The organism is Pseudobacter sp. (assembly GCF_051955275.1).
Taxonomy (GTDB): domain Bacteria; phylum Bacteroidota; class Bacteroidia; order Chitinophagales; family Chitinophagaceae; genus Pseudobacter.
The window spans coordinates 1-13,963 of record NZ_JBQCGW010000232.1; the positions used below are offsets into that span (position 1 = coordinate 1).

A 13,963-nucleotide genomic window follows, 5' to 3' on the forward strand; every position below is an offset into this window, starting at 1 on the left:
ACAAAGGCTTTCAGTAGTGCGGCAGACAATGCTGTTTTCAAGTATCAGAGTGCTACGCCGAATAACAATCCTATCTGGGCGGACCTGGTGCAGAGCAAACGGCAGGATTTCATCGCCAGCACCACACTGGTGGAAAAGCTGAATTCGCTGAGTGATCCCAGGCTGAAGCAATACTTCGCACCCAACGACAATGGCGTATATGTTGGCGGAGCAAACGGTTCTACCAATACCTACTCTTCTTATGCAAGGGCCAGTTCAAAACTGATCGCCATCGATGCGCCTTCACTTTTGCTGGATTATGTGGAAGCAGAATTCTACCGCGCCGAAGCCATCGAGCGGGGATTCACTGTTGCAGGAACAGCGGCAGAGCATTACAACAATGCCATCCGCGCGAGCATCAAATTCTGGGGCGGTACGGATGCCGAAGCAGACACCTACCTTGCGAGGGCAGATGTGGCTTATGCTACAGCAGCAGGCAACTGGAAGCAAAAGATCGGTACGCAGAAATGGATCGCGTTGTACAACCGGGGATTTGAAACCTGGACGGAAGTAAGGAGGCTCGACTTTCCGGTGCTGGCAGCTCCCAGCAGCCCGAAATCAGGTTATCCTACCCGCTTCACCTATCCAACCAATGAACAATCACTCAACAACAAGAATTACACTACAGCATCCGCAGCCATCGGTGGCGATAAGGTGGATGTAAAATTGTTCTGGGATAAGAACTAGACCAGGACCTGGTTATGGTAAAAAGGCTGCCTCTCCGGGGGCAGCCTTTTCGTTGCTATCTGGTTTGAATTTACCTGCGAAATGAAGGATCTGCCCTTTGCGGATCACAGTTTGCGGAACGAAGAGCGCATCGAGTGCTTTCAGCGGATCGGCATTCAGGATCAGCAGATCGGCCTGCATTCCTTTTCTTACAAGCCCGCGATCTTTAAGCCCTGTTACTGCAGCCGCATTCATGGTGGCAGCCTGAATGGCCTCTGCATTACTGAGACCTGCATCAGACACCAGGTGTTTCATTTCATCCAGCAATGGCACTGCTGCATTTGTGGAAGGATAGATCCAGTCCGTACCTGCCACAAACAATACACCGGTCCTGTGCGCCCATCGGGCTATCACTGCCGCATTCTTCATATTGTTGCTTGCACCATGGAACAGCGTTGGATCGAAATAAATGCGGTTGTTCTTCATCGTTACCAATATCGGCCGCATGAGCACCGAATCAGCTTTCAACCCTTTGTAGATGGCTTCCCAAACCTCAGACAAGGAAGTGCCTGCGGGGAATTGCTGAAATACCAGGTCGTTTGCATGGCTCATACTGTTGACAGCTGCCGCGGCAATATCCGCTGGTAAGGCAGGGTTTACCGAGGCATGGCTCCAGGCCAGCAGTCCCTGTTTATACGCCTCTTTAGTGATGTTTGTAACCAATGCGGCGCTGAGCTCCGCATAGATCTTGATACCGGTCGCTCCCCAGGCTTTCGCTTCTGCAATGGCTTTGGGAAGATCCGAAGTATCGGCAATGCTGCGGGCCCATGGAAAGTTGCCACCTTCATCCTGCCCTTTTCTGCCATTGCTCATCATCCTGAAATATTCTGGGCCGGCAAACTGAGCGGCATAATATATTTCAGGTGAATACAGGTTAGTGGTTACGGCAGCTGTGCGCAGTTGTTTGAGAAAACGTGCATCACCTGCCATATCTCGCACGGTAGTGATGCCGTGGCGGACCATATTGTATAATATACTGTCAGTTACCCTGCGCGCCTTCACCGGGTCACTGAGATCGGATGTGCCAAGATGAACATGCGCATCCATCATTCCGGGTGTAATGTATTTGCCTGTACAATCGACAGTGTGAACATCGTTTGAAACGGGAATGGTTTTGCCATAACTGATCCTGGTAATGACACCGTTCTCGATGAGCACAGATCCCTTGCGTGGCTTCACAGCAGCGTCACCATCGATGATAATGCCATTGCTGAGCAGGATAGATGTAGTTTCCACCATGCCACCGGGTGATTTCAATTCCTCAATACTAACATGTTGCCGGATGATATTTCCCTGCTGATCTATCAGAAATGTAGCAGGTAACGACTGTACTTTATAATCAGCCACCACCTTGCTTTTCATGCCTTCAGGTGAGATCAGTTGCGTCCAGGGGATCATATCCACCGCCACTGCTTTTTCCCATTCGCTCTTTTTTTCATCAACAGAAATGGAAATCACCTCGATACCTGCCTGTTTCAGCGCGGCATATTCCGGAGCCAGTTTACGGTTGGTGGCCCTGCAGGGAGCACACCAGCTGGCCCAGATATCGATGAGTACGTATTTGTTGCGGCGAATGACACTATCCAGTTCCACTTCATTGCCTTTGATATCAGGCAGTCTGAAAAACGGCGCTTTATTACCGGTCATTCTCCTGGTATTGAGCTCATCCAGCTTCCCCTGCAACTGACTGGCAAGCGCGGCAGTACGTGTCTGGCTGCGAAACAGCGGGATCATCTTTACCAAAGCTGGTTCGCGCCAGAGGTTCAGTTGTTCATGGGCCATCCAGATACCTGCCAGGTCACCGGCATGCTCTATCACAAACCGTTCACGGCCGCCCATTACTTTCTCAGCAGGAACATCCATCTCCTTACTGATTGTAAGTTTCTCCTCCATGTCTTTTGCAGCACTATATCGGTTGCCGATCTCCCTCCACTGCTCTTCAAAGGGTTTGATGGAGGCAAGAAACCCACTCAATGCCTGCTGGCTGGGGCCTGCTTCCACTATGGGTTCCGGCTGATCAAACTTTACAGTAACATCCGGTCCCTCCAGTAAGATGGCGGCGTTCATCCACGGATTCCTGGTATTCAGGCTGTACACAGCAGGAAGGGAATCAGTAACAGTAAAAACAAGATTTCCATTTTTAATAAAACCCGTATCCACCAGCTTACGCACAGGCCATTCTTTCCTGAGGCTCACTTTCACGCCTTCAGGCAGTTTTCCGGATTGAAGGGTTATACGGGTCTTTTGCTGGGCTATCAAGGAGAGGGCAGAGAAAACCAGGGGCAATAAAATGCCTGAGCGGATCGCTTGTTTCATTTTTTTATGTTTCGGCTATACTATATCGTTACCAATCATCTTTCATTGGGCAGGATGCCTGGATTGATGCCCAGGATCTTTGGCGCTATCTGCATCAGGTAGCGGGGTGAATTGGGTTGCAGGGTCTCTACCCTTCCGTTATGGCTGCGGGTGAGTGTCTTTTTGAAAGCATCGGTCCTGTTCAGCCTTTTCAGATCAAACCAGCGGGTGCCGTGATAGAAGAGCTCTCTTCTTCTTTCTTCCAGAACCTTCACCAGCGCCTCTTCAGGTGTTGCAGCGGTCAACGCTGTATAATCAGCAGGCTTGAATCTGCTCAATCTTAAATTATTGAGCAGTGTAAGCGCATCATTGATCTGGCCCTGTTTTGCCAGGTACTCAGCCTTTATCAGCATCATTTCCGGCACACCGATACTGAAGTTGGGTGCGCCATTCAGATAATCAGGGAGCGGGTTAGCGCTGACAGCGCCGGTAGTAGTGAGCCTGGTGAAGTTGAACACAAAACGCAAATCCTTTTCACCTAACATCGTATGCAGATCAGGACTGATCATGAAGCGGACGAAAATGCCTGAACTGCTGTTGGTTCTGCTGAACAGGTTTTCCGGATTAGCCTCCGGCGTTGGCTTGTTCTTCACTCCTGAAAAAGGTCGTGCAGGATTGATGAACTCTAAAGTATTGTAATCGAGCAGGGTGCTCCTTTTGGCAAGCGCCTTGTCTGCATACTCTGCTGCTGTTTTGAGATCCCCTTTCAGGAAATAAACACGCGCCAGGATAGCCAGTGCGCCAGCTTTTCCGGGATGTACATAATTCCTGCCAAAGTCAGGCAGCTCTGGTGTATTCAATGCAGCAGTAAGATCAGTGATCACTTTATCGTATACTTCTTTTACGGAAGCTCGTGTAGACTTCGCTTCAAGGTCTGCTTTCAGCATGACAGGCACGGCGAGGTCTGTAGCGGCCGTTGTTTCCTGGTAATCTTTTCCGTACAGGTTTGCCAGGTTGAACAGGTAATAAGCCCTGTGGATCATCGCCTCGGCCCTGATGCGGTTCTTATCAGCCTCTGTGCCTTCCGTGGCGTTGCCTATATTATCCAGCACCAGGTTGCAATAGTAGATCCGGTTGTAAGGGGTATTCCATTCAGCATCATCTTCCGTTGACTTCAACAATTCCTTATCCCAGAAATAGGACTTGCCGGTCCTGTTGGCAGCCTGCGAAGCAGCTGCTGCATCTGTGAGCTGTAGGTCATCACTCATATATTCGGAATAGAGATAGGCAGCATCGGCCAGCACGATATCATTCATGAAGCCTTCATAATCGGTGACTGTCCTGGGAATAAGCTTACCCTTCGGCGCAACATCCGTGAATTTGCTGCAGCCGGCAGCCAGTAACACAAGGGCAAAGAAGGAATATATATTTAATCGTTTCATGATTGCAGCTTTTAAGTTTTACAGGTCTACCCGAAGGCTTAATGTTTGCACGCGTGATTGTGGCAGGTACAATGATCCGGACATCGGATCTGCAAATTCAGGATCGATGCCATAACTGTTCTTTTTCCAGAGCGCCACATTATTCATCTGAGCAATGATCTGTACATGCCTGAATGGTGTTTTCTTCAGCAGGTTGGCAGGCAAGGTGTAACCAAGCTGGATCTCGCGCAACCTGATAAAATCTGCCGGCATCACACTGTTGGTGGAGTACTGCGCCAGTCTTTCACGGCCATCATAAAAATCACCCGGATCGAAAGAGAGCGGCATACCCGGAATATCCGTGGATGCCTCATCCCCTGCCTGTTTCCAGCGTTTGGCCACCTGGTAGTTGAGAGAAGTGCTGAAATCGTATGGGTTCATGGATGGCATTTCACGACGGATCACATTGCCGAAATTGTATACAATGAACACACTGGCAAACCAGCCTTTCCAGGTAACGGTATTGGTGAACCCGCCGGAGTATGGAGGTCTGTAAGTACCGCTGGCAACCAGCGAGCTGATGTCTGCGATCTTTACTTTCTCTCCCTTGCCATTGAACACCTGCGGATTACCACGCTCATCGAGGCCGGCCCACTGGTAACTCCAGAGGGTTTCGCGCGCATAGCCTTCCACATATTGGGTAGTGCCTGACACCCGGTTGATCTCCGGGTTGCCATCACTTACTTTATTGCTCGTCACTTTGTTCTTGTTGTAACCGAAGACCAGGCGGCTGGTCCATTTGAATTCTTTCTGATCGATGATATTACCTGTGATCACTGCTTCAAAGCCATTGTTGGTCATAGTCGCCGCATTGATACGGGAAGAAGTGAACCCATTGGTGGGGTCGATCACGAAAGTACCCAGCAGGTCGGATCCCTTCTTGCGATAGGCATCCACCGTAAGCTGCAGCCTGTTGTTCCACATGGCCAGGTCGATCCCGATATTCACTGTTTCCGTCCGTTCCCAGCGCAGTTTGGGATTGTAAGAGATCTGACGGAGACGATAATCATTGAACAGTGCCTGGTAGGTTTTGCTGGCCACCAGGAATGGTGTGCCGCTATTATCCACATTTCCGCCGAGACCATACGTACCCCTCAGCTTGAGGGTATTGATGGCATCGGAATGGAAGAAAGATTCATGGTTGATATTCCAGCTGCCACCGATAGACCAGAGCGGTGTGCGCCTGTATTTTGCGTCTGTGCCGAAGAGATTGGATTCATCAAAACGGAGGCTGCCTGTAAGGGTATATCGTTCATCAAAGGTGTAAGCGGCGGTGGAGAAATACGAAAGATACCGGTTATCCACATACGTAAACAGATCATAGGCGGTAGCATCGAACCTTGGCAACGCTCTTCCGTTCCACCAGGTAAGACCGCCATTGAGCAGTTGCGCCTGGTTGAGGATGGGTTGCCAGCTCAGCAGGTCATCGTCATATCCGAATTTCCGGTTGCTGAAAGATTCGGTGATGGTCTTTCGGATCTCTGCGCCACCAAAGAGGTTCAGGTAATGTACGCCATTGAAGATATTGGAATAGCTCACCTGAAAGCGGTTGGCCCAGTTGGTGGTGGTTGATTCATTGAGGCTGAGGATATCTCCACGGGGAATATTGTAAGTAGGTACATCGCCTGCCCCCAGCGTGATGAACTGGTTTATATAGTTGCGGTTCTCGAAGGAATTTTTACTGATGACATTTTTGTTAGAGGCCTTGAACTTATCATACATGAAATCATTGCTGAACGTAAGCCCCTTTGCCAGTTTCACTTCAAAGCCGAGGCGGGTGCGCACACCAAAATTCTTACGGACATTATTGGCCAGACCGGCTTCGTTCAGGAGGTTCTTTCCATTATCATAGAAGCCGAGCTTCACCAGCCTGTCGTTTTCCGTCTTGTTGAAATAATTGTAATCATTCAGGAAATTACCATTTTGATCGAGGAGCAGCTGGTAGGGCGCCAGGTTCAGGAGCTCCGAGCGGAGGCCGATCCCTGCATTGTCCTTATCGAATGCCACATTGATATCACCTCGCAGGCGGAGCCAGGAAGTGAGCTCATAATCATTGCGGGTATTGAGTTGAACGGATTGTGATTTCTCACCGATGAAATTTGTTTTATCGTCATCAAAGGATGATGAAAGAAAGAACCTGTATTTGGGACCGCCGCCGGAGAGCGAAAGGTAATGGTTCTGGCGAACACCGGTGCGCATGAGCAGGTCACGCACCTGGCTCCTGTTACTCATCCCGCCTATGGAATCCAGCTTTCGGTTCATCACATCTTCGCCGATCAGTCCGTCTTCAAACTGGAAGATAGCATCATAGATAGGTGTGTAGCCGCTTGAAGAGTTCTTGAAAATAGCGGAAGTGAGCCAGCCTTTATCAAAGGCTTCCTTATCCCATTCGGTCATATCTTTGGCGGTGGCTCTTTTGAGATCGGAATAGTCGGGTCTTTCCGTGAAATATAAATTGCTGGCATAACCGATATTCAGTTTGCCTTCCTTACCTCTTTTGGTGGTGATCACAATTACGCCGTTGGCGGCCTTGGAACCCCAGATGCTGCTGGCGGCGGCATCTTTGAGAATATCGATCTTTTCCACTTCGTTCATATTATCCGGGAGGCGGGTGACTTCAAAACCGTCCACAATGATGAGTGGCGCATTGCGTTCCGCCTGGATGGTGCTGCCACCGCGGATCTGAATGTCCACGCCCTGAGATCTGGAAGTTCTGGTGCCGGTATAACCATTGTATACTGTCAGACCGGGCACGGCGCCTTCCAGGATCCTGTCGAGGCTCTGGCTGCTGCGGCGTTCCACTTCTTTGGCGGAGATGGTGCCGTAGGAACCGGTGGTATTCTTCTTGGTGAGCGACTGATAACCGGAACTTACAACGGCCACTTCCGAGAGCACTGTGGCAGCGGGCTTCAGGGTAACAGATACGAATGTATTTCCTGTAACATCGGTATGGCTGGTTTCATAACCAACAAAGGAGATCACCAGGCTGGCTTCCTGTTTGCCGGTTTTGATGCTGAAGTAACCTTTATCATCAGTAACGGTTCCGTTCTTTTCCCCTTCCACAAATACGGTAATGCCACCGGCATAATAGATCCTTCCGGATTCGGATAGTCCTACCCTTCCGCGGATCTCCCGGAGATCGGCATTGCTCTTGTTAGTTGGTGTGCTGTTCTTTTTACTGACGGCAATCATATTGCCATCTTTCCTGAACAGCAGGTTATACCTGGTATCCAGCAGGCTTAGCACTTCTTCCAACGTTCTTTCTTTGGCAGGGATGCTGATCTTTTCAGTTTGATTGATCACTGAACGGGAATAGAAGAATCTTACATTAAAGAGTTTCTCGAGACTGGTAAGCACTTTTTCCACCGGCATATTCTCCATTTCCACTTTTCGGCTGGCCTGGGCAGACACGGCGGTGGTGGTTCCCAGCAGGAGACCTGTGAGAAGCAGCATAAAACAATAGCGATGCATACTTACGGATACGAACATACGAATCCTGTTTGCATACAGAGTTGCAATCATAGCAGTGATGGTTTAGAGACTAATAAATCAGGATCTTGTTATCAGCGGTGGTGCGGTATTTCCTGTTGAGCGAGAAGCAGAGCATATCCAGCACTGTGCTCAGGGAATCATTCCGGAATCTTCCGGTGAATGTTGCATTCATCAGCTGATCATCTTCGAGCAGGATAGGTTGATCGTATAGAACCTGCAGCTGGCTGATCACATCGGTAAGCGGTGCATCATCAAAGATGATTTCCTGCGCTTTCCATGCCTGTAATCCGTTGACTGCAAATTGTTTCTTTTCTGTTTTTACATCATCCTGCTGGTGCAGGGTGATGGTTTCGGAAGGCATCAGGGTGGCAATCAGTTCATGGCCGTTTTTCAATTTTCTTTCCACTGCCACTTTCCCTTCTTCCAGCTCCACCTGCACCTGGTTGCTGCCTGCGGGTGCTTCAACCCTGAAAGCCGTTCCCAGCGCGGTAGTTCGGATATTTCCGGTGATCACCCTGAAAGGATGTTGCTGGTCTTTCGCCACTTTGAACCAGGCAGTACCGCTGAGGTACACATTTCTTTCTTCACTGCCGAAGGCTTCATCGATGCGTAAGGAAGCGCCACTGTCCAACAACACAAAACTGCCATCAGCCAGGTTCAGCAGCTTCCTGGCAGGGATACTGTACTTTTCTTCGCCTGCCTTCATAATACTCGCCAGGGGCCTCAAGGTACCTTCCGCTTCATTCTTTCTCTGCATCAACCAGATACTGATAAGAGATGCAACCAGGAGCACAGCGGCTGCGGCGGTGATCTTTTTCCAGTTCAACTGCCGGACCGGAGCTTTAACCGGACCCGCCTGCAGGTATTCCTGCATCCGGACCATGGCTGCAGGTTTCACGGCCTCTGCCTGCAGATACAAAGAACTGTTTGTTGCCAGTAACGATGCCTCACTGATTTCAGCAGCATGTTCAGGGTGCTGCTCCTGCCAGTTGTTCCAATACTTTACCGCTTCGGCATCGTTGTGTAAACAATACCGGAGAAAGGATTCCTGGCGAAGCAAATATTCCACTGTGATCTTTTCCATTGTCGGCTTCTGATATTGAACAGAGGCAATCCGTTACCGGATTTACCACATGAATAAAAACTTTTTTTTCAGCAATTCTGATTTGAGGTGGACCAGCGCCCTGTGCATGAGGTTGTAAACCGTTCTCAGACTGGATCTCTTCTGATCGGCGATCTCCTGAAGGCTCAGATTTTTCAGGTATCTTAATTCCACCACTTCCTTCTGCGCCGGGCTGAGTAACTGCATGGCCTGCTCCACTTTCCCGAATTGTTCGGTAAAGAACGCTGCATCGGCAGAGGCAGTATCGGCATCAGGCAGGTCCAGGTCCTCTATCGGCCTGGGTTTCAGTTTGTCTTTTGCCGCATTATTGTAAAGTTGGCGCTTGAAGGCAGTGAGCAGGTAAGTGCGGGGGTTTACATCCCTGGATAGATTCTGGCGGTGCTCCCAGAGGTAAACGAAGAAATCCTGCAACTGGTCCTGGATCCAGGCTGAATCCTGCTGCACCCACCGGTGTGCCCATGCATACAACAGGTTGTAATGCTCTTCATACAAATGAAGAAAAGCAGTCTGGTCGCCCTCACAGAAAGCAGCCCAGCGGGAGATATTGTTCTGGTGATCGTACATGCAAGTCCCGAACGGGGGCTAAATGTAAAAAGAAAATTGAATATCAGGAGCATGCAGTTCAGCCTGATAATACTGCAGCCCGGTATGCTTTAGCATCATTATAGGACATCACCACCCTATTTTTGGCCCATGAAATCCCTGACAACCTTCATAGCCCTGGCTATGGCAACCATTCCATTTGTATCAAAGGCGCAATCGGAATCCACGGAAAATGTGCCTGCCCTCACCTTCCTGCATCCGGGAATCAGCTATGAGATGAAAACCGCCAGGTACCAGACCCTGCATGTCAGCGCGTACATGAGCCTCAGCGCCTCCTTCAGTTCCAGCAGCAGTATGGGTGAAGAGTTCAATGTTTATTTCGATCCGGCCGTTACAGCGCAGTACCGCTTCTATTATAATTTTGAAAAGCGTTTATATAAGAACGCACGCACGGATAAGAACAGCGCCAATTATTTTGCCGTGGAAGCAGGGACCACTTTTTCCAAAATGAGGATGAAATCATTTTATTATGAAGAGGATTCCCGCCGGCCTGTAAACAATATTGCCATGCTTTGGGGAATGCAACGCAATATGCCAGGAAGATTCAGTCTGAACTTCAGTGCGGGAGTTGGTTTTCTGTGGACGAAGGCCTCCTACCCCGGAGATGGCGGAACGATCGGAACCGAAACTTATTCAAAGCTGAATTTCCCTGTCAACCTGGGATTAGGGATCTGGCTGGGAAAAAAAGAGAAGTAATAGTTCGGGTGTGCCCCAGTAGCCCGCCTCTGGCGAGTTACTTATATTTGTTCGCCTCCCTGCGAACACCGTGTCGCCAGAGGCAACGGAATAGCTGTAACTCGCGGGGACGGGAGCTATTGGGCACGCCCGAAGTATAAGTAACAAGCAAATTTAGCAGCACGCTACTGCACACCCGAAGTATTAACGATCTTCAAAAATCGCGTACACCGCAAAGGAAGCCAGCCAGTGATCACCACCATAGTTACCGGAAGTAACATGCGGCAATGTCTGTTGCAGGAATTTCTCCGCAGTACTGGTGAACAGCTTCTTATAAGGGTGATTGGCGGGGAATGTTTTGGCGATGCCTTTCATACACCAGGCCCTGCTGAGGCTGAGCCCATCCAGGTGCACGATCTGGTAATCCGTACGATCGCTCACATGCGGCATGCTGGTGATATTGGTGATCCCTTCTTTGGTATAGAATGTATTGAACCATTTCAGGAATTCAGCCTGTGGCAGCACCCTGCGCATGAGGTCTGCTATTTCCAGTGAAGGAGAAAGGAAGTCGGTACCATCCGGCTCCAGGTTCGCGGGCGTTTGTTTGTTGTTGAAATAATAGTCCCTGCTCCTTTGTTTGATCAGTGCTGCAAATTCAGTCTGATTGAGCGCATTGGCCCAGTCGAGCGCAAACACCAGTCCGAATGCTGTATTAGGATGCACACCGGTCCTGTTGGGATAGGTCTGCTTGGGAAGATATTTGGTCCAGAGTTCTTTAATGGTCTGCGTAAGCGGTTGCAGGCTGGCATACCATTGTTTACCGAGGGGATCGTTCCAGGTGAAGAGTTCTTCATCCAGTTTGAGCAGCCAGGCCCATCCATAGGTACGCTCCCAGGAAGAAGTGACTTTGTATTTGGAGAAATAGGCTGCTTCCTCTTTCATCTTATCGAGGTTGAAGCTATTGTTGAGGGTGGCGATGATCTTATCGCGGTCCGGCATATCGGGGAAGGTCTTGAGCAGTTTCACCAGCATCCAGTGACCGTGTACACAGGAGTGCCAGTCGAAGCACCCATAGAATACCGGGTGCAGTTCATGCGGAAGCAATACGTGATCGGTAGCAGAATCGGAAGTATGGCTGGTTTTGTTGGGCCATTCGTTGGGGATGCAATGCAGGGGCAATGCCGCCAGTTTTGCTGCCACTTCCTTACTGAATAGATTCTTGTTGCCAGTTTGTGCATACGCCTGCGCATGCAGCAGTATGGCCACTGCCAGGATGAGCTTTTGGAATTTCATCCGGTAAAAATAAGGATTGGGGGTTAATCAGTAATAAAACAGGCTGGTCATTTGTGCCGCCTTCATTTCAGTATCAGCGCCATCCAGCAGGCAGAAGAGCTCGCGGAGTGCGGACCTTTCCATGGACAGTTCTATTCCCTGGTTGAAGGTGGGTACTTTGATGGGATCACCCGATGTATTATTTGAGGATTTTAAATAAAGATCTGCCACTACTTCGCAGAAGAGCGTGTAAGTGAAGGTATCGAACATAAAAGCCGAATTACGGACCCTTACCTGGTATGTATTGCACTGTACACATTGCAATACATACACATCATCCTCCGCCTTGTACCACATTCTGAAATTGCACATGCTTTCCTTTTTCTTTTAAAGGTGGCAAAGAATGGGCAGCCTGTTTGCCTGAAACGGGAAAAACGGGTTTCGCAAAAGGGAAACTTCAGGAATTGACGGGGAGCCGCCTGTCGCTCGCGTCGCCGCGAGTGCCCCATATTTGTTCGCCTCCGGCGAACACCGTGTTGCCGGGAGGCGACGGAATAGAAGTCACTCGCGGGAGCGAACGACGGGGCATTGCGAAATTTGGCGTTATAAGCTGATGCCTCTTTTCCAGGGGATGAAATCGTCCTGCGACAAACGTACCGCATTCACCATTGTTTCACCACTGGCTACACGGATCACATAGTCGAGTATGCGCTCACCACATTCTTCGATGGTTTCCTCTCCTTCTATGATGGTGCCTGCATTGATATCGATGATATCGGGCATCCGGTTGTAGAGGGCAGTATTGGTGGCAATTTTCACAACGGGAGCTATCGGGTTACCGGTGGGTGTACCCAAACCGGTGGTGAAGAGCACAACGGTAGCGCCTGCGCCCACTTCGGCAGTGGTGCTTTCCACGTCATTGCCGGGTGTGCACAGCAGGTTGAGGCCTGGCTTGCTCACCTGTTCAGGATAATCCAGCACGGCCACCACAGCGGAATTACCGCCCTTCCTGGCGGCACCGGCGGATTTGATGGCATCGGTGATGAGACCATCCTTGATATTTCCGGGAGAAGGATTCATATCGAAACCGGAGCCTACGGCCACCGCACTGGCGGCATAGGCTCGCATGAGATCGATGAAGCGTTCTGCATCGCGTACATCTGCACAGCGGTCGCTTATCTCCTGCTCCACCCCGCAGAGCTCGGGGAATTCGGAGAGGATCACGGAACCTCCCGCACTCACCAGCAGGTCGGAAGTATGACCCACGGCCGGATTGGCGGAGATGCCGGAGAAACCATCGGAGCCTCCGCATTCAAGACCGATCACCAGTTTGCTGATCGGGGCCGGCTTGCGCTCCTGTTTATTGGCGATGATGAGCCCTTCGAAAGTGCGTTTCATCGCAAATTCTATCAGGTCTGTTTCTTTACCTACAGTCTGTTGCTCCAGTACAAACAATGGTTTATCGAAATGGGGTGAACGTCTGGCAATTTCTTCCTGTAACATGGCCACCTGCGCATTCTGACAGCCCAGGCTCAGCACGGTAGCGCCCGCCACATTGGGATGTGTGATATACCCTGCCAGCAGGCCGCAGAGCGTTTGTGCATCCTGACGGATACCGCCACAGCCACCGGTGTGCGACAGGAACTTGATGCCATCCACATTTTTGAACACGGGATTTTTCGCAACCGTCTGTGCCGGTTCATGCAGACTGATAGTTTCAATATCAAGGCCTGCTTCCATAGCCGCGATCAGTTGTTTGGTCATGGCGCGGTATTTAGGCGGGTGCGCATAACCCAGTTCTTCCAGCAATGCATCTTTCAACACTTCCACATTCCTGTTCTCACAGAACACCAATGGCACAACCAGCCAGTAGTTGGCTGTACCCACACTACCATCCGAGCGGTGGAAACCATTGAAGGTTTTATTTTTCCATACAGCCGCATCCTCCACTTTGGTATGGATCTCCTTTCTGAATTCAGAAAGTGCATAAGGAGCTGCCGCATGTTTCAGGTTGCTGGTAGTGATGCGGGAGCCGGGCTGCAACGCGTCGGTTGTTTTGCCCACCAGTACCCCATACATAGTAACAGGAGCACCTTTTTCAAGAGGCTCCGTAGTGAATTTATGTTTGGCGGGCACATCGTCAATAAGCGTATAACCGATACCGTTATAAACTATCATATCTCCCTTGCTGAGGTCCTGAAGGGCTACCAGCACATTGTCTTTCGGGTGTATTTTCAATACTTTCTGCTTCATGATT

The 13,963-nt window shown here is 50.1% G+C and carries 10 protein-coding genes; 2 read left to right on the forward strand and 8 right to left on the reverse strand.

Translation table 11 applies throughout. From position 1 onward, the window contains the following. Positions 1–726: SusD/RagB family nutrient-binding outer membrane lipoprotein (locus ACTHMC_RS20220; RefSeq protein WP_440415860.1), on the forward strand; the 726-nt coding region annotated here is incomplete at its 5' end. Between the two features lie 12 nt (positions 727–738). On the opposite strand, the gene ACTHMC_RS20225 is transcribed toward ACTHMC_RS20220, so the two are convergent. From ACTHMC_RS20225 to ACTHMC_RS20245, 5 genes are read right to left on the reverse strand one after another with little or no spacing between them, the layout of a single operon-like run. After that, positions 739–3,081 carry an amidohydrolase family protein gene (locus ACTHMC_RS20225; protein WP_440415861.1) on the reverse strand — a complete coding sequence of 781 codons (2,343 nt, stop codon included), beginning with the start codon at positions 3,079–3,081 and terminating at the stop codon, positions 739–741. A gap of 35 nt (positions 3,082–3,116) precedes the next feature. Continuing rightward, positions 3,117–4,502, reverse strand: coding sequence for a RagB/SusD family nutrient uptake outer membrane protein (locus tag ACTHMC_RS20230; RefSeq protein WP_440415863.1), 1,386 nt, complete (start codon positions 4,500–4,502; stop codon positions 3,117–3,119). 18 nt (positions 4,503–4,520) lie between these two features. Continuing rightward, positions 4,521–8,063 (reverse strand): SusC/RagA family TonB-linked outer membrane protein, encoded by a 3,543-nt coding sequence (locus ACTHMC_RS20235; RefSeq protein WP_440415865.1) that lies wholly within the window; start codon positions 8,061–8,063, stop codon positions 4,521–4,523. Between the two features lie 19 nt (positions 8,064–8,082). Continuing rightward, positions 8,083–9,117: a FecR family protein gene (locus tag ACTHMC_RS20240; protein WP_440415866.1), complete on the reverse strand. Its 1,035-nt coding sequence runs from the start codon at positions 9,115–9,117 to the stop codon at positions 8,083–8,085. Positions 9,118–9,159: 42 nt separating this feature from the next. Then, positions 9,160–9,720, reverse strand: coding sequence for an RNA polymerase sigma factor (locus ACTHMC_RS20245; RefSeq protein ID WP_440415868.1), 561 nt, complete (start codon positions 9,718–9,720; stop codon positions 9,160–9,162). Positions 9,721–9,849: 129 nt separating this feature from the next. Here ACTHMC_RS20245 and ACTHMC_RS20250 point away from each other — a divergent pair, with 129 nt between their 5' ends. Next, positions 9,850–10,455, forward strand: coding sequence for a hypothetical protein (locus tag ACTHMC_RS20250; RefSeq protein WP_440415870.1), 606 nt, complete (start codon positions 9,850–9,852; stop codon positions 10,453–10,455). Positions 10,456–10,638: 183 nt separating this feature from the next. On the opposite strand, the gene ACTHMC_RS20255 is transcribed toward ACTHMC_RS20250, so the two are convergent. The 3 genes from ACTHMC_RS20255 to ACTHMC_RS20265 form a co-directional block, all read right to left on the reverse strand. Next, positions 10,639–11,727, reverse strand: a complete 1,089-nt coding sequence (locus ACTHMC_RS20255) for a DUF2891 domain-containing protein (protein ID WP_440415872.1) — start codon at positions 11,725–11,727, stop codon at positions 10,639–10,641. Between the two features lie 27 nt (positions 11,728–11,754). Next, complete coding sequence (locus ACTHMC_RS20260; RefSeq protein ID WP_440415874.1) at positions 11,755–12,078, reverse strand: hypothetical protein; 324 nt, start codon at positions 12,076–12,078, stop codon at positions 11,755–11,757. A 231-nt stretch (positions 12,079–12,309) separates the two neighbouring features. Beyond that, a complete protein-coding gene (locus tag ACTHMC_RS20265) occupies positions 12,310–13,959 on the reverse strand; it encodes a UxaA family hydrolase (RefSeq protein WP_440415875.1) in 1,650 nt (549 codons plus the stop codon). Between the last annotated feature and the right edge of the window lie 4 nt (positions 13,960–13,963).